This window comes from Novosphingobium album (ex Hu et al. 2023) (genome assembly GCF_022832385.1).
GTDB lineage: Bacteria > Pseudomonadota > Alphaproteobacteria > Sphingomonadales > Sphingomonadaceae > Novosphingobium > Novosphingobium album.
The window spans coordinates 65,678-81,112 of record NZ_JALHLE010000001.1; the positions used below are offsets into that span (position 1 = coordinate 65,678).

The 15,435-nt window shown below is 62.4% G+C and carries 17 protein-coding genes; 2 read left to right on the forward strand and 15 right to left on the reverse strand.

The genetic code is table 11. The annotated features are described in order from the left end of the window. Positions 1–15: 15 nt before the first annotated feature. A complete protein-coding gene (locus MTR64_RS00365) occupies positions 16–564 on the reverse strand; it encodes a superoxide dismutase family protein (RefSeq protein ID WP_243989698.1) in 549 nt (182 codons plus the stop codon). 275 nt (positions 565–839) lie between these two features. On the opposite strand from MTR64_RS00365, the gene MTR64_RS00370 reads away from it, so the two are divergent. Next, positions 840–1,187, forward strand: coding sequence for a PilZ domain-containing protein (locus MTR64_RS00370; RefSeq protein WP_243989699.1), 348 nt, complete (start codon positions 840–842; stop codon positions 1,185–1,187). 105 nt (positions 1,188–1,292) lie between these two features. Here MTR64_RS00370 and rpmE read toward each other — a convergent pair whose 3' ends face one another. From rpmE to rpsB, 12 genes are all read right to left on the reverse strand, one after another. Continuing rightward, positions 1,293–1,520, reverse strand: coding sequence for a 50S ribosomal protein L31 (gene rpmE / locus MTR64_RS00375; protein ID WP_067732819.1), 228 nt, complete (start codon positions 1,518–1,520; stop codon positions 1,293–1,295). Between the two features lie 136 nt (positions 1,521–1,656). Then, positions 1,657–2,109, reverse strand: coding sequence for a 3-hydroxyacyl-ACP dehydratase FabZ (gene fabZ, locus MTR64_RS00380; RefSeq protein ID WP_243989702.1), 453 nt, complete (start codon positions 2,107–2,109; stop codon positions 1,657–1,659). Positions 2,110–2,128: 19 nt separating this feature from the next. After that, a complete protein-coding gene (locus MTR64_RS00385; RefSeq protein WP_243989704.1) occupies positions 2,129–2,836 on the reverse strand; it encodes an OmpH family outer membrane protein in 708 nt (235 codons plus the stop codon). Further along, complete coding sequence (bamA, locus tag MTR64_RS00390) at positions 2,836–5,457, reverse strand: outer membrane protein assembly factor BamA (protein WP_243989706.1); 2,622 nt, start codon at positions 5,455–5,457, stop codon at positions 2,836–2,838. The genes MTR64_RS00385 and bamA overlap by 1 nt, the downstream gene beginning before the upstream one ends. A 173-nt stretch (positions 5,458–5,630) precedes the next feature. Beyond that, entirely contained in the window at positions 5,631–6,746 is a 1,116-nt protein-coding gene (gene rseP / locus MTR64_RS00395; RefSeq protein ID WP_243989707.1) for an RIP metalloprotease RseP, read from the reverse strand. 1 nt (position 6,747) lies between these two features. Then, on the reverse strand, positions 6,748–7,899 hold the full coding sequence (locus MTR64_RS00400) for a 1-deoxy-D-xylulose-5-phosphate reductoisomerase (RefSeq protein WP_243989953.1): 1,152 nt from the start codon (positions 7,897–7,899) through the stop codon (positions 6,748–6,750). A gap of 5 nt (positions 7,900–7,904) precedes the next feature. Continuing rightward, positions 7,905–8,663: a phosphatidate cytidylyltransferase gene (locus tag MTR64_RS00405; protein WP_243989708.1), complete on the reverse strand. Its 759-nt coding sequence runs from the start codon at positions 8,661–8,663 to the stop codon at positions 7,905–7,907. Positions 8,664–8,666: 3 nt separating this feature from the next. After that, positions 8,667–9,356: a polyprenyl diphosphate synthase gene (uppS, locus tag MTR64_RS00410; protein ID WP_243989709.1), complete on the reverse strand. Its 690-nt coding sequence runs from the start codon at positions 9,354–9,356 to the stop codon at positions 8,667–8,669. A 34-nt stretch (positions 9,357–9,390) separates the two neighbouring features. Next, a complete protein-coding gene (gene frr, locus MTR64_RS00415; protein ID WP_243989710.1) occupies positions 9,391–9,948 on the reverse strand; it encodes a ribosome recycling factor in 558 nt (185 codons plus the stop codon). Between the two features lie 3 nt (positions 9,949–9,951). Beyond that, positions 9,952–10,674 (reverse strand): UMP kinase, encoded by a 723-nt coding sequence (gene pyrH / locus MTR64_RS00420; RefSeq protein WP_243989711.1) that lies wholly within the window; start codon positions 10,672–10,674, stop codon positions 9,952–9,954. A gap of 221 nt (positions 10,675–10,895) precedes the next feature. After that, a complete protein-coding gene (tsf, locus tag MTR64_RS00425) occupies positions 10,896–11,819 on the reverse strand; it encodes a translation elongation factor Ts (RefSeq protein ID WP_243989712.1) in 924 nt (307 codons plus the stop codon). A 117-nt stretch (positions 11,820–11,936) separates the two neighbouring features. Continuing rightward, positions 11,937–12,692 (reverse strand): 30S ribosomal protein S2, encoded by a 756-nt coding sequence (rpsB, locus tag MTR64_RS00430; protein WP_243989713.1) that lies wholly within the window; start codon positions 12,690–12,692, stop codon positions 11,937–11,939. Between the two features lie 400 nt (positions 12,693–13,092). Here rpsB and MTR64_RS00435 point away from each other — a divergent pair, with 400 nt between their 5' ends. Next, positions 13,093–13,380 carry a hypothetical protein gene (locus MTR64_RS00435; protein WP_243989715.1) on the forward strand — a complete coding sequence of 96 codons (288 nt, stop codon included), beginning with the start codon at positions 13,093–13,095 and terminating at the stop codon, positions 13,378–13,380. A gap of 425 nt (positions 13,381–13,805) precedes the next feature. Here MTR64_RS00435 and MTR64_RS00440 read toward each other — a convergent pair whose 3' ends face one another. Together MTR64_RS00440 and MTR64_RS00445 are read right to left on the reverse strand one after the other, a co-directional pair. Further along, positions 13,806–14,684: a CDP-alcohol phosphatidyltransferase family protein gene (locus MTR64_RS00440; RefSeq protein ID WP_243989716.1), complete on the reverse strand. Its 879-nt coding sequence runs from the start codon at positions 14,682–14,684 to the stop codon at positions 13,806–13,808. Next, positions 14,681–15,430 (reverse strand): phosphatidylserine decarboxylase, encoded by a 750-nt coding sequence (locus tag MTR64_RS00445; RefSeq protein WP_243989717.1) that lies wholly within the window; start codon positions 15,428–15,430, stop codon positions 14,681–14,683. Before MTR64_RS00445 ends, MTR64_RS00440 begins: the two co-directional genes overlap by 4 nt. Positions 15,431–15,435: the final 5 nt, after the last annotated feature.

A 15,435-nucleotide genomic window follows, 5' to 3' on the forward strand; every position in this document is an offset into this window, starting at 1 on the left:
CCAGCGGCTCGCGAGTCACTGACCCGCGCTGATCACCGCGCAGGCGATACGGCCGCCTGCATTTCCGGAAGGCTGGCTGGTATAGTCGTCCTGTCCGGCGTGGATAACCAGTGCGGAACCGTCCGCATCAAGAAGCGATTTGGGCCCCGGCGTCAGCGTGACGCCCGTGTTGAGTACCTGCGTCTTGAGCACCCCGTCCGGTCCCACGTACTGATTCGGCATGTCGCCGCCGTGGGGCCCGCCCATGACCATCAGGCCATGCTCGGGCATACCGGCGGCAAAGTGCCCCCCCGATGTCGTGAACTTGGCAGCGGGATCGCACACGCCCTTTTCGTGGAAGTGAAAGCCATGCTCGCCCTGTGGCAGGCCCGTGAGGTCGGTGGACATCAATACGCCCGACGGGGTCTGCTCGAGCGTAATCATGCCCAGCGCGTTGCCGTCGAGGCCAATCACCGTGGCATGAACCGTCTTGTTCCCGCCGCCGGCCGGGGCATCGTCCGCCAGGACAGCGGAAGCTGACAGCGCCAGGGCACACGCAGCGGCAATTCGAGCAGTTCGGATCATTACGCTTCTCCTTTTCGGAGCCTTTTGCGGCTCATTCGATGACTCGACGCCGCCGGAACCGGAATTCCACAAGCCCGACGCGAATTCCGTCGATGGTTGCGCCCCCTTCCCGCAACACACGTAAGCCAGACTAGTTTCGTGCGACCGAAACGCAATCGCAACGCTGCCGAAAAACAAGGTTACCGCGCCAGCAAGGCTGTCCCGTGAAAGCGGATTAACGATTGCAGAGAGACAATGGCCAGCATTCCCAAAGGGACGCCAAGGACACATATCACGTGAACGCACCCATCGGACGGCTATATTCCGCAAAGCAGGACACTTTCGACGACCGCCGCCGCGAGCGGCGGCATACAACGCATTTCGAAGCCATGCTGGAAACCTCGCAAGGACGCCGGCACCCCGTGCTGCTTGCCGACATTTCGCACCATGGGTGCTGCGTACAATCCAACGGGGACGGACTACGCCAGGGCGCATTCGTGTCCATCGGGCTGTGCGACAATTCGATGCTCCCCGCGATTATCCGCTGGGTGCGGGGACAGGCGGCCGGCATGGAATTTCTGCGCGCCGTACCTGCCGACCAGACCGAATGGCTTGACCTGATGGACCTCGGCCTGGACGGCTGAACCTCAACGCGCTGAACCCTCAGTCATTGCAGACATGAAAAAAGGCGGCCCCGGAAGGCCGCCTTTTTCGTTTTGACGGTAAGGCCCGCATAGCCGGGCCTTCGCTCACTTCTTGGTGAGCGAGAGACCGCCGAAACGCTTGTTGAACTGAGCCACGCGGCCACCGTCCTGGATCTGCGCCTTGCCGCCGGTCCAGGCCGGGTGCGAGGTCGGATCGATGTCGAGCACCAGCGTGTCGCCTTCGCTGCCCCAGGTCGAGCGGGTCTGGAAGGTGGTGCCGTCGGTCATCTGCACCGTGATCATGTGGTAGTCGGGATGGGTATCGGCCTTCATGTCTTATCTCTTTCGCATAGGGCCGGTTCCGACCGGCCTGCATTGGAAAGCGGCGCGCATAGCGCCGGAAGCGGCAAAATGCAAGGGAGGAGTCCCCTGCGAATGCGGTTGACCGGACGCACGCCCGGTCAACGCATCAGGCGTCCGCGATCATCGCGGTGAAGTTGACCTCGCAGGTCACCTTGTCACCGATCGAGGCCTTGCCCCAGAACTTGCACACGCGCGAACGCTTCTGGACGAAGCCTGCGCGCAGATCGAGCAAGTGGCCGGGCGTTACCGGACTGCGGAACTTGGCGTCCTCGATGGCCATGAAATAGACCAGCTTGCCGCTACCGGCGAGGCCCAGGATCTCGATCGCCAGGATGCCGGCAGCCTGCGCCAGCGCCTCGATCTGCAGCACGCCGGGCATGATCGGACGGCCGGGAAAATGGCCCTGGAAGAAATCCTCGTTGAAGCTGACCGCCTTGACCGCGTGGATTTCCTCCTCGGTGAAGGAAACCACCCGGTCAACCAGCAGCATCGGATAGCGGTGCGGAAGCGCCGCCAGGATCTTCGCGGTGTCGTAGACCAGTTCCGTCTCTTCGCTCATGCCCGGTACTCGCGCTCTATCAGCGGCCGGCCGGCTGCGTGCCGGTGCTCGGGGCGGACTGGCCCTGAGCGGCAGCCTGCTGCGCGCGCGCCTCACGAATCTGGCGCGGTTCCCAGCCAGCCGGCGGCACGATCTGCGCCGACGGGATGGCCGTGTTCAGCTCGTTCAGGATGTCCTGATTGAGATTGTAGGCCCCGCCATTGAAGGCGATCACGGAATCGGGCGACAGCACGATCGAGACATTGCGCTTCTTCATCGCGGCCTTGAGCGCGTCGTTGAGCTTGTCCTCGATCTGCTCCTGCACATAGGCCTGGGACAGGCCGACGGGCTGCAGAATCTGCTGCAGTTCGGCCTTGCCCTTCTCCTGAAGCTGCTGAATCGCACCCGCCTGCTGCTGCAGCGAGGCCTGGTTCGGATTAGCGGCCTGACGATCGGCATTGAACTTGTCGACCATCGGCTTGAGCTGCGCGGTCAGCTGATCGTTGCGGGCCTTGGCCTGGTCGTACTGCGGCTTGTATGTCGTTTCGCGCTGCTGTTCGGCAACCTTGTAGGCGTTCGAGTTGGCGATCACCGCATCGAGATTGGCAATGCCGAGACCAGCGACAATCGTACCGTTTTCAGTTGCAGCAGCCGTCGGCGCGGCCTTGGCCGCCAGGGCCGGCTGTGCGGCGAGAGTGACGAGCGCGAGGGCCGAACCCAGCGCGAGGGTCTTGATCATGGTTTTCATCAGAATTGCGTTCCCACGTTGAATGTGAAGGTTTTGGTATCGTCGCCGTCCTGCTTCAGCAGGACCTTGGAAATGTCGATGCGGAACGGGCCGAAAGGCGAATTCCAGTTCACACCGAAGCCCACGGCGACGCGTGGTTTCCAAGTATCGCCGACGAAACGCTCGGTGAAGTACTGCGTCGAACCGATCGCCTGATTGTCGAGGCCATTGGTCTGATCGGAAGTCGTTGTCGTCGAGGTGTCGTACGTCCCGTCACCATTGTTCGGGTAGTAAAGCTGGTTGCCATCGCTGTCTCGGGTGCCGATGAAACAGCCCGTCGAGCAATCGATCGTGTCCGGCTTCTTGATGCTCCAGACAGCGCCCGTATCAATGAAGATCGACGGCCGCAAACCCATTTCGCGCGCACCGGAACCAAGCGGAATTTCCATCTCGGCACGGCCCATGTAGTAATACTTGCCGCCCAGCGCGTCATCTGACTTCGAGGATTCCACAGTGTAGTTGCCGTCGCTATCCGCCGACAGGTACTGACGAATGACACGCGGCCCCACCCCGCGAATGCCGAAACCGCGGATCTGCGGCTCGCCCAGATAGAAACGGTCGGTCAGGCGAACATCCTGGCCCAGACCCTTGATCGCGCCACCTTCGCCCGACAGCGAGAAGATGAAGCCGCCGCCCAGCGGCCAGTACTTCGCGGCATTGGCACGCAGGCGCGCATAGCGCACGTCGCCGCCGAGCCCGGCGATGTCTACATTGAGCGAAGCCGTCTCACCGCGCGAGGGGCGAACGCGGTTATCAAGCGTATCGTAGATCAGCGAGAAGCCCGCGATCGAACTGAGACGCTTGCCGATCGCATCACACAGATAGCGGCCGGCACGCAGCGGGTCACACGCGTAATCGCCGTTTTCATCCACCGAATAGAACTGGCTCTTGCTCAACGACACGTCATCGTAGTTGAGCGTGTAACGCGCGACCGCCGTCAGGTACTCGGTCAACGGAACGCCGGCGCGGACCTGAAAGCCGGTCGTCGCCTGCTGGTAGGTCGTGTTGCGATCGGAGTTGTAGTAATTGAAGCTGTTGTAGTCGCGCCGGTAGATATCGACACCGAGCGAGACGTTCTTGTCGAACAGGTAGGGTTCGACGAAACTTGCCTGCACGCTCTTGGAATAGCGTGAATAGCTGCCCGAAATGCCGACGGTCTGACCACGGCCGCGGAAATTGCGCTGGCGGATGGAGGCCTGGAAGATGAAGCTCTCGAGACTCGAGAAACCGGCGGAAAGCTGCAGTTCGCCGGTCGGCTTTTCCTCGACGTTCGCTTCGAGAATGATGCGGTCGTCGGTGCTGCCCGGCTTTTGCTCGACTTCGAACTTTTCCTGAAAGTAGCCAAGCGACTTGATGCGGTTGGTCGAACGCTTGACCTGCAGCGAGTTGAAGGCGTCGCCTTCGGCAAGGCGGAACTCGCGGCGCACCACCTTGTCCTGCGTCAGCGTGTTGCCGTTGATGTCGATCCGTTCGACGTAGACGCGCGGGGCCTCCTGGATCACGAAGGTGATCCCCATGGTGAGGTTGTCCTTGTCGCGGTCGTACTGCGGGCGGACGTCGGCGAAGGCATAGCCGAAGGCGCCGGCGGTCTCGTTCAGGCTGTCGATCGTGTCTTCGACCTGCTTGGCGTTGTACCAGTCGCCCGCCTTCATCGGCAGGTTCTTCGCCAGCTTCTCGCCGTCGAAGTCGCGAAGCTGGCTCTCGACCTTCACGTCGGCGAACTTGTAGCGCTTTCCTTCCTCCACCACGTAGGTGATGATGAAGTCCTTCTTGTCCGGGGTCAGCTCGGCCACGGCCGAAACGACGCGGAAATCGGCATAGCCCTGCGTCAGGTAGAACTGGCGCAGCTTCTGCTGGTCGAAGGCCATGCGGTCGGGATCGTAGCTCGTGCCCGAACTGAAGATGCGGGTGAAGCGCGCCTGCTTGGTGACCATCTGGCCGCGCAGTTCGCCGTCGGAGAAGTGCTCGTTGCCGATGATGTTGATCTGGCGGACCTTCGACTTCGAGCCCTCGGTGATCTCGAAGACGATATCGACGCGGTTCTGGTCAAGCATGACCATCTTCGGCTCGACCGTCGCCGCATAGCGGCCCTGGCGCTTGTAGAGCTCGATGATGCGGGCAACGTCGGCACGGACCTTGGAGCGCGTGAAGATCTGGCGCGGCGCGACCTTGATCTCCGGCATGATCTTGTCGTCCTTGATGCGCTTGTTGCCTTCAAGGATGATGCGATTGACGACGGGGTTTTCCTGAACGGCGATCGTGACATTGCCGCCGTCGTTGGTGACTTCGACGTTCTTGAACAGTTCGGTCTCGTAGAGATCCTTCAGCGCCTGGTCGGCAGCGGCCTTGGTGTAAGGCTGGCCGATGCGCAGCTTGATGTAAGACATCACCGTCTGCGCCTCGAGGCGCTCGGCCCCGGTCACCTGGATCGACTGGATCGTCTGCTCCGCCGCCGGAACGGCCTGCGGTGCCGGCGCCGCGTCCTGGGCGAAAGCCGCCTCGGGGACTCCCGCAAGCACTGTGGTTCCCAGAAGCACTGCCGCAAGCTGCGACGCACGGCGGGCTTCATTGCTGCGAACCATTACCCATCCCATCATTCTACGCAAAATCCCGTTTTCGCTCACGCGATAGTCCTGTCCGCCCCGGCAAGCCCGCGAAGGCGCCAGAAAGCAACCGCAGCCATCTGCCCGATGGAAGGCCTCCAATCAAGCAGCCAAACCCGGCGAGACTGTGATCGCTGAATAAAACCTCCAGGCTATCCCCCGAAAACCGGGAGAGACACCAGATCGTTGACCGTGACGAAAAGCATGAGCGCGAGCACCAATGCCACGCCTGTGCGGATCGCCCACTCCTGACTGCGCACATCCAGAGGTCTGCGACGGACCAACTCGGCCGCGTAGAACGCCAGGTGCCCGCCATCGAGGCCCGGAATTGGCAGGAGGTTGATGAATGCCAAGTTAATCGAAATCAGGGCCGCGAAACCGACGAAGGCATCCCAGCCAAGGCTGAACTGCTCGCCCGAATATTTCGCAATTTTAATCGGGCCGCCGAGTTCCTTCACCGAGCGGTCGCCCGTGAAAATCTGGCGAATTCCCGTCACCATGGTGCCCATGGCATAAAAGCTGCGATCGAAACCGAATGCCATGGCGTCGCCCGGACTGACCGCGACGATGTCAACGTGCGTGGCTTCAATGCCAAGCAAGCCAAAACGCGCCTCATTTCCGAAACGGTCCCGTTCGATATGCTCGGCGATCGTCACGGGAATTACCAATGCCTGCCCGCCTCTCTCAAGGGCAAACCGCAAAGTACTTCCCGGGAATGGGGCAACCCGGTCCCGAATTTCGGCGAAATCCGTGATTTTCTCGCCATCGATCGCAACGATGCGGTCACCCAGCTTCATCCCGGCTTCGCGCGCAGCCGATGCCTTGGGGAAAGCGTCGATTACCGGCTGGGTCACGGGAATACCGTAGGTCAGCGCAAACGCCGCAAAAATGGCCACGGCGAGGAACAGATTGGTCGCAGGCCCGGCAAACACGATCAGCGCGCGCTGCCACAGCGGTTTGACATGGAAGGTGTGCGAGCGCTCTTCCGGCGTCAGCCCGTCGCTGGCCGCCGAAGGCGCGCTGGCAGGGTTCATGTCGCCGGCGAACTGGACATAACCTCCCAGCGGCAGTGCCGAGAGCTTCCAGCGGGTGCCGCGCTTGTCGGTCCAGCCCGCAATTTCCTTGCCGAAACCGATCGAGAAGGCATTGGCCTTCACCCCGAAGAGACGACCGACGAGATAGTGTCCGAGCTCATGAATCAGGACCAAAGGCCCCAGCACCAGCAGGAAAGCGAAGATCGTCGTCAGCAGATTGGGCGATCCGGTCAAGTCAGGCAATCTCCATCAATTCCCGCGCCTTTGCCCGTGCCTCGCCATCGACGGCGAGCACGTCGGACAAGCAGGCTGGCGGCGCCGGCACAAAGGCATTGAGCACATGTTCCACCTGTGCCGCAATCCGGGTGAACGAAATCTGACCGGCCAGAAAGGCCGCGACTGCAACCTCGTTTGCGGCATTGAGCACAGCGGGAATACCGCCCCCCTCCTGTGCTGCTGCCCGCGCCAGCCGCGTCGCGGGAAAGCGCTCCTCGTCCGGCAGGCGGAAGGTCAGTTCGCCGATCGCAGCAAGATCGAGCGGTTCGCACGGCGTGTCCATACGCTCCGGCCAGGCCAGTGCAGAGGCAATCGGCACGCGCATGTCGGAGGGGCCCAGCTGCGCCAGCGTCGAGCCGTCGCGGTATTCGACCATCGAATGAACGATCGACTGTGGGTGAACGATGATCCGCAACTTGTCGAGCCCGACCAGGAACAGGTGATGCGCCTCGATCAGTTCGAGGCCCTTGTTGAACATCGTCGCGGAATCGACGCTGATCTTGGCGCCCATGTCCCAGTTGGGATGCTTGATCGCCTGTGCAGGAGTGGCCGCGCAAAGCTGCTCCCACGACCAGTCGCGGAACGGGCCGCCGCTGGCGGTCAGCGTGATCCAGCGCACATGGGCCGGATCATTGCCCTGCAGGCACTGGAAGATGGCATTGTGCTCGGAATCGACCGGCAGTAGCGTCGCGCCGTGCCGGGCCACGGCAGCCGTCATGACGTCACCGGCAGAAACCAGCGCTTCCTTGTTGGCAAGCGCGACAATACCCCCCTGCTCGATCGCCGCCATAGTAGGCGCCAGCCCCGCGCAACCGACGATCGCGGCAACAGTGACGTCCGCGCCGCGTGCAGCAGCTTCGATCAGTGCGGCAGGGCCACCCGCAGCCTCGATCCCGGTTCCTGCCAGCGCCTCGCGCAGTTCGGGCAACCCGGCCTCGTCGGCGATGACCGCCACTTCGGCCGAGAATTCGTGCGCGAGGCGCGCAAGGTCGATCGCATTGGAATGCGCCGTCAACGCCACCACGCGCCAGCTCTCGGGCTGGCGGCGCACCAGATCGAGCGTCGAAGCGCCGACCGAACCCGTAGCTCCCAGAACCGATAGCGTGCGCATGTCTGTCATCGTGGCTGGAACAACAGCATGAGCGCAAGCACGAATAGCACCGCCAGAAGGCCATCGACACGATCGAAAAACCCACCGTGCCCCGGGATCAGATGGCCAGAGTCCTTCACGCCCGCACGGCGTTTCATCCAGCTTTCAAAGAAATCGCCAGCCTGAGCGCAGATCGCCAGAAGAATACCGGTCAGCAAGCAAGTGGCGAACAGCGGCAGCGCCCGCGCCTCAAGGTACCAGCATGGCTGCATGCCGAAGCACGCGCCCTTGTCAGCGGCCACACCGGCAGGCGTAAGAGCGATCACGCCTTCCTGCCAGAGCCGGGCCGCACCGAACAGCGCCAGCGTTGCTCCAAGGATGCCACCCGCCAGGCCGGACCAGGTCTTGGATGGGCTGATGGCAGGCGCAATCTTCGCCCCGCCCAGCGTCCTTCCGGTGAAATAGGCGCCGACATCCACCGCAATCACACTCACCAGCACGGTCAGCAAGGGAGCCAGCGTAAAGGCAGGATTGCGCAGGAACAGCAGCATCGCCGCCCCCATTCCGACGTAAAGCATCCCGCCGAAGTTCCACAGTCCGCGTTCGGCCGGGCTCGCCGTGCCGCCGCGGGCAAGACGCACCCATTCCCAAAGCACGACCACCGCGACTGCGCAGACGAAGGCAATCCACACCGGCCCGCCCAGCCAAAGGGCCGCCGCAGCGACCGCGACCATGACGACAGCGGAAACGGCGCGGACGCCGAGATCGGATTTCTTGCCGCTCATCGCTCAGCGCCCGCCATAGCGACGCTCGCGGGAGGCGAAGGTTTCCAGCGCATCCCTGAGATGATCGGCAGTGAAATCCGGCCAGAGCACATCGGTGAACAACATCTCGGCATAGGCCGCCTGCCAGAGCAGAAAGTTGGACAGCCGCACTTCACCGGAGGTGCGGATCAGCAGATCCAGCGGGGGCAAGTCCGCTGTATCGAGTTCGGCGGAAATGGTTTCGGGCGTGATCGGCCCCTTGGCCGCAGCCTTGGTCGCGGCGCGGGCAATCTCGTCCTGAGAACCATAGTTCAGCGCCACGGCCAGAGTAGTGCCGGTATTGTTCGCCGTACGCGCCATGGCCTTTTCAACCAGTTCGACAACATCGGCCTTGAAAGCCTTGTAATCGCCGATGATTTTTAACCGAACACCCGCTTCGGCAAACTCGTCCAGATCCGAGACGATGAAGCGCTTCATCAGGCTCATCAGGTCGGAGACTTCCTCCTCCGGCCGGCGCCAGTTCTCGGTCGAGAAGGCGTAGAGCGTCAGCGCCTCCAGCCCCATCTCCCGTGCACCGCGCACGACACGCCTCACCGCCTCCACGCCGCGCTGGTGCCCCAGCGCGCGCGGCAGGTGGCGCTTCTTGGCCCAGCGCCCGTTGCCATCCATGATGATCGCAACATGGCGCGCACGCGCAGGCTCGTCCTTGCCCATTACATATCCCTCATTGCAAGGCTGTGTTCGAGCCTCACTTGTTGAGGATTTCCTTCTCCTTGTGCGCCAGCGCGTCGTCGACAGCCTTGATCTGCTCGTCGGTCAGCTTCTGAACGTCGCCCTCGGCCCGCTTGCGTTCGTCCTCGGAGATTTCCTTCTTGTTCTCGTCGGTCTTGAGCGCTTCCATACCATCACGGCGTACGTTGCGGATCGCCACCTTGGCCTTTTCAGCGTACTGGCCCGCAATCTTCACAAGGTCCTTGCGGCGCTCCTCGGTCAGGTCGGGAATCGGCAGGCGCAGCGTATTGCCATCGTTGATCGGGTTGAGGCCCAAACCGGCCGAACGGATCGCCTTCTCGACGGGGCCGATGTTCGACTTGTCCCACACCTGCACCGAAATAAGGCGCGGTTCGGGCACCGAGACGGTTGCGACCTGGTTGAGCGGCATATGCGCGCCGTAAACCTCTACCGTCACGGGATCGAGCAACTGCGCGCTGGCACGCCCGGTGCGCAGGCCGGCCAGATCACCCTTGAGCGATTCCACTGCGCCCTTCATGCGGCGTTCGAGATCGTCCTTGTCGTATTTGGCCATGGTTCAGGCTCCTGTCTGGACGATCGTCTGTGTCCCCTCACCCACGAGCACCTTGGCAAGATTGCCCTTCTCGCGGATCGAAAACACGACGATCGGAATGGAATTGTCGCGACACAAGGCCACGGCGGAAGCGTCCATCACCTTCAGGTTGTCGGCGAGGACTGTGTCGTAATCGACGGATTCGTAACGCTTGGCATCCGGATTGGTCTTTGGATCGCTGTCGTAGACACCGTCCACGCTGGTACCCTTGAGCAACGCATCGCAGCGCATTTCGGCTGCCCGCAGTGCCGCGCCGGAATCGGTAGTAAAATAAGGCGCACCGACACCCGCCGCGAAAATCACCACCCGTCCCTTTTCGAGGTGACGCTCGGCGCGGCGGCGGATCACCGGCTCGCAGACCTGATCCATCTGCACCGCAGACTGCACCCGCGTTTCCACGCCAAGCTGCTCCAGCGCGTTCTGCATGGCCAGCGCGTTCATGACCGTGGCGAGCATCCCCATGTAGTCGGCCTGGGCCCGGTCCATGCCCTTGGCCGCCCCGGCCATGCCGCGAAAGATATTGCCACCGCCAATGACAAGGCAGATTTCCAGCCCCGTTTCCTTGGCAGACTTCACTTCCTGGGCCAGTTCGGCGACGAATTCCGGATCGATGCCGAATTGCTGACTCCCCATAAGCACTTCGCCCGACAGTTTGAGAAGGACGCGTTTATAGGGGGAAGATGACATCCACTCGAACTCCTGGGGAATGGTGGTGCGGCTTTAGGAGGACACACGCGGATTGCCAAGGGGTTGGGTTGTGGATGGCCGAGCGACGTCGCGCCTGCCACCCGAACCACGCTGGCTTGCCACAACGAACGCTCCACTCCGGCCGGGAAACAAAAACGGGCCGGGAAGCCCATCGCTTCCCGGCCCGCCTTGTTCGGTTCCCGAAGGAAGCGGCTGAACGATCAGCCAGCCACCGCCGCAGCCACTTCCGCCGCGAAGTCGGACACTTCCTTTTCGATGCCTTCGCCGAGCTGGAAGCGGACATAGTCCTTGAGGACGATCTTGGCGCCAGCTTCCTTGCCGGCCGCATCGACGACCTGCTGGATCGGGGTCTTGTTGTCCATCACGAAGACCTGCGAGAGCAGTGCGTTTTCCTTGGCATACTTGGCAATCGCGCCATCGACCATCTTGGCCTGCACCGCTTCGGGCTTGCCCGATTCGGCAGCCTTTTCCTCGGCGATCTTGCGTTCACGCGCGATCAGCTCGGGGTCGAGGTCATCGGCGGTCAGCGCCAGCGGGAAAGCCGCGGCGATGTGCATCGCGATCTGCTTGCCCAGCGCTTCGAGCGCGTCAGCAGGCGCTTCCGATTCGAGCGCGACGAGCACGCCGATCTTGCCGAGGTTCGGCGCAGCAGCGTTGTGCATGTAGGGAACAACGATGCCGTTCGAGACTTCGACGGTCTTCATGCGGCGAACCTGCTGGTTCTCACCGATGGTCGCGACATTGTTGGTCAGAGCGTCGGCAACGGTGCCGCCAGTCGGGTAGGCAGCGGCCTTGAGGGCCTCGACGTCATCACCGGCAACGCCCAGAGCGGCTTCGGTGGTGTTGCGCACGAAGTCCTGAAACTGGTCGTTCTTGGCGACGAAGTCGGTTTCCGAGTTAACTTCGACGGCCACGCCCTTGGTGCCCGAAACGGTGACGCCGACCAGACCTTCAGCGGCAGTGCGGCTCGACTTCTTGGCGGCAGCGGCCAGCCCCTTGGCGCGAAGCGCGTCGACGGCAGCCTCAAGGTCGCCACCGGTCTCGTCGAGAGCCTTCTTGCAGTCCATCATGCCGGCGCCAGTGCGCTCGCGCAGGTTCTTCACGTCAGCGGCGGTGTAAGCCATCGCTCAAAATCCTCTTGTTTGGCAGGGCAGATCCGACTGCCCGAATGTGGATGCGCGCCAGGCCCATTGGACCCGGCGCGCGACAATTCCATGACGAAAAGTCGTCGCCGGGGCCGATCAGGCCTCGACAGCTTCCTCGGCAACCGGCTCGTCCATGGCGCCGATGTCGGCACCGCTGTCGATCACGGCTTCACGGCCACCCTTGGTCGCGGCCTGCGCGATGGCGTCGCAGTAGAGACGCACGGCGCGGCTGGCGTCGTCGTTGCCCGGGATCGGGAACGCAATGCCCTCGGGCGAAACGTTCGAGTCGAGGACCGCCACGACCGGAATGCCGAGCACGTTGGCTTCCTTGATCGCCAGGTCTTCCTTGTTGGCGTCGATCACGAACATCACGTCCGGAATGCCGCCCATGTCGCGGATGCCGCCGAGCGAGAGCTCAAGCTTGTCGCGCTCACGCGTCAGCTGAAGGATTTCCTTCTTGGTGAGGCCGTGGGTATCGCCGGCAAGCTGCTCTTCCAGAGCCTTGAAGCGCTTGATCGACTGCGAGATCGTCTTCCAGTTGGTGAGCATGCCGCCCAGCCAGCGGTGGTTGACGAAGTGCTGGCCGCAAGCGCGGGCAGCCTGCGCGATCGGCTCCTGAGCTTGACGCTTGGTGCCGACGAACAGCACCTTGCCGCCAGCCTGGACAGTGGCCGAAACGAATTCGAGCGCACGCGCCATCAGGGGCACGGTCTGCGAGAGGTCGATGATGTGGATGCCGTTGCGGGCGCCGAAGATGTACGGCTTCATCCGCGGGTTCCAGCGGTGGGTCTGGTGGCCGAAGTGAGCGCCGGCCTCGATGAGCTGCTGCATGGTGACGACAGGAGCCGCCATAAGTAATTCCTTTCCGGTTCAACCTCTGGAAAGCTGGAACCGTGCGGATACTCCCGTGGGAGCTTGGCCCGCTGCGGCACCGGTATGTGCGCTTTCCATGTGGATTTGCCAAAGCCGAAGGGGTCGCGAATTCGACCCGACCTGCGCTAGCGGGGCCGCCCTTAGACAGATTTCCGGCTAAAATCCAGCCCCAATTGCCGCACCGTCTTCCCCGGCACGCAAACTCACACCGGAATGGACTATTTTTTGGCCCAATCTGGGCATCCATCCGCCTTCTGACGCTTTTCCATTCCTGCAATCGTTATTACATTAACCAGCACCTCAAATTTGGCAGATTCAGGAAATCTGAAGGGGCCGGATTCAAATTGCCAAATGGGCGTGTTGGAAAAGGAGACTCGTCATGAGTGTCATTCCGCCTGTCCTGTTCGGCCTGGCTGCCATTTTCGCGGTTTCATTGATCGTTGGCAGCCTGAAACGGAGCCTGACTGGCATTCGCCTCATACGGCCGCAGTTGCGCGATCAGCCCATGGAAGTCGTTGTGACGTCCTCCACCTTGAACCTGCGGCTGCCTGCTGCCTTCGTGACTGGCACCCGCCGGTCTCCCAAGCATCATCGGCGCGGCTTGGGCCCGAAACCGATCACCCACCGCCCCCATCACTATCCGCGTCCCGCCGCACCGGCAATCTGACACCGGTCTGACCGCAACGGCGGCTGCGAGCCGCCAAGCTGCCTGTCCAGCTCCAAAAGCCAATTGTTGAAACCTGGCACCTGCAAATCATCCTGCAGGCCGGACGATTTCGGCTTGACAGCAAGAGAACAAAATGAGAACACGACCTTATTGGAACATTGATAGAACAGTTTCTCGTTTTCCACAAGCTGCCCACAGGCTTTACGACAGGCCTCCGGACAGCGGTTCGAAAGGAACGGTCATGACTGCGCTTTCCGCCTGCCTCTTTACGCTGGCCATGCTGGCGTCGATCTGGATCATCGCCGCAACCTGGCGGTGCTATGGCGCAGGCGCGTTGACCCTTCGAACTCAGCTCAGGGCTTGCCCCGAAAGTATCGTGATTTTCTGGAAATCGACCGAACGCCGGCAATCCTTGCCGGCGCCGTTCAGGAAGGGCCGAGCGGAGCGCCTTGCTCGTCGAAACCTTCGGGCACCAGGTCTGGAGTGGCCGGGAACGGCGCTTGCCGCCTGATCTTCGCATAAGCGGCCCAGCCGACGGGTATGAGCAGCAAATAGCTGATGGTGATTGCAGCAAGGGTGAACCACGGTTCGGTCAGAAGGGCCGCCACAACAAGACCAACTAATGCAATCATGCCAAGACGCAGGCTGTTGGGCGGGCGCAGACGTGACCAGCCGAGTGTCGGCAGACTGGAAATCATCAGGAACGCGATCAACGCCATCCAGACACTTACAAGAATCGGATTCGCGAATTCGGAGCGGCCGCTGGCGATCCAGAGGTACATCGGCAGGAACGCCAGCGCGGCGCCGAGCGGCGCCGGAACCCCGGTCAGGAACCCTGCCTGCTTATGCGGCTGCTCCAGCATGTCGAGCCGGGCATTGAAGCGCGCCAGCCGCAGGACGCAGCAGATCGCAAACGCAAGCGCGGCAATCCAGCCCACGCTGGGCACCTGGTGCAGCGTCCACAGATAGACGATCAGCGCCGGACCGACACCAAAGGAAATCGCATCAGCCAGACTGTCGAGTTCTGCGCCGAACCGGGTCTGGGCCCTGAGCAGCCGCGCCGCGCGCCCGTCGATGCCATCAAGCAGACCTGCCAGAATCACCGCCTGAACCGCGCGGTCGAAGTCGCCGCCGATGGCAAAACGGATGCCGGTCAGGCCCGAACAGAGCGCGGCGGCGGTAATCGCATTGGGAACGATTGCGCGCATCGAAAGACCGCGTGAGAAGCGGCGGCGTGACGCGGCCTGCGCTTCCGCAAAGCCATCTGGCTCCTCCGCGGGACTTTCACGCGGCGCCTCGTTCATTGAGCGACGCCCTCAATCACCGATGCGGCCCCCATTTCAGCCAGCACGGTTTCGCCGGCAACGATCCGCTGCCCCATCAAGACGCGCGGCTCGGTGCCTTCGGGCAGATAAACGTCGACGCGGCTGCCGAAACGAATCAGCCCGATGCGCTGCCCGGCCGCAATGATGTCACCCGGTTTGATGAAAGGCACGATGCGCCGCGCAACCAGCCCGGCAATCTGCGTGAAGCAGATGCGCGTACCGTCGCCACGCTCGATCAGGATGTGCTGCCGTTCGTTTTCCTCGCTCGCCTTGTCGAGATCGGCATTCACGAACTTGCCCGGGATATAGATCACCCGCTGCACCGTGCCGCCAATCGGCGCACGATTGATATGCACATCGAAGACCGACATGAAGATCGAAATCCGCGTAACCGGACCGACCGGCAGCGGCGCCAGACCACTTCCGTCATCGACCGTCAGCTCGCGCGGCGGCGGCACTTTCTGGATCAGCGTGACAAGCCCGTCGGCCGGCGCGATGATGCACCGCTCATCCTGTGGCGTAACCCGCACCGGGTCACGGAAGAACGCCAGCACGCACAGCGTCAGCACGGCCAGCGGCCAGCCCACCCAGGGACCGAGGATCAGCCAGCCGATCAGCGCAATGCCGCCGGCGATCGCGCCGAACTTGCGCCCTTCGGCATGAACGGAGGGCCATTGCCACGATGCTTCGCCGCGGCCCTGATTATCGAGAATGTCTGAAGGCATCGGCC

What these genes read in the sequence shown, in the direction of transcription:
- MTR64_RS00365 (WP_243989698.1), bottom strand. Translation starts at nt 564, where the DNA reads ATGATCCGAACTGCTCGAATTGCCGCTGCGTGTGCCCTGGCGCTGTCA.
- rpmE (WP_067732819.1), bottom strand. Translation starts at nt 1,520, where the DNA reads ATGAAGGCCGATACCCATCCCGACTACCACATGATCACGGTGCAGATG.
- fabZ (WP_243989702.1), bottom strand. Translation starts at nt 2,109, where the DNA reads ATGAGCGAAGAGACGGAACTGGTCTACGACACCGCGAAGATCCTGGCG.
- MTR64_RS00385 (WP_243989704.1), bottom strand. Translation starts at nt 2,836, where the DNA reads ATGAAAACCATGATCAAGACCCTCGCGCTGGGTTCGGCCCTCGCGCTC.
- bamA (WP_243989706.1), bottom strand. Translation starts at nt 5,457, where the DNA reads ATGGTTCGCAGCAATGAAGCCCGCCGTGCGTCGCAGCTTGCGGCAGTG.
- MTR64_RS00400 (WP_243989953.1), bottom strand. Translation starts at nt 7,899, where the DNA reads ATGCGCACGCTATCGGTTCTGGGAGCTACGGGTTCGGTCGGCGCTTCG.
- MTR64_RS00405 (WP_243989708.1), bottom strand. Translation starts at nt 8,663, where the DNA reads ATGAGCGGCAAGAAATCCGATCTCGGCGTCCGCGCCGTTTCCGCTGTC.
- uppS (WP_243989709.1), bottom strand. Translation starts at nt 9,356, where the DNA reads ATGGGCAAGGACGAGCCTGCGCGTGCGCGCCATGTTGCGATCATCATG.
- frr (WP_243989710.1), bottom strand. Translation starts at nt 9,948, where the DNA reads ATGGCCAAATACGACAAGGACGATCTCGAACGCCGCATGAAGGGCGCA.
- pyrH (WP_243989711.1), bottom strand. Translation starts at nt 10,674, where the DNA reads ATGTCATCTTCCCCCTATAAACGCGTCCTTCTCAAACTGTCGGGCGAA.
- tsf (WP_243989712.1), bottom strand. Translation starts at nt 11,819, where the DNA reads ATGGCTTACACCGCCGCTGACGTGAAGAACCTGCGCGAGCGCACTGGC.
- rpsB (WP_243989713.1), bottom strand. Translation starts at nt 12,692, where the DNA reads ATGGCGGCTCCTGTCGTCACCATGCAGCAGCTCATCGAGGCCGGCGCT.
- MTR64_RS00435 (WP_243989715.1), top strand. Translation starts at nt 13,093, where the DNA reads ATGAGTGTCATTCCGCCTGTCCTGTTCGGCCTGGCTGCCATTTTCGCG.
- MTR64_RS00440 (WP_243989716.1), bottom strand. Translation starts at nt 14,684, where the DNA reads ATGAACGAGGCGCCGCGTGAAAGTCCCGCGGAGGAGCCAGATGGCTTT.
- MTR64_RS00445 (WP_243989717.1), bottom strand. Translation starts at nt 15,430, where the DNA reads ATGCCTTCAGACATTCTCGATAATCAGGGCCGCGGCGAAGCATCGTGG.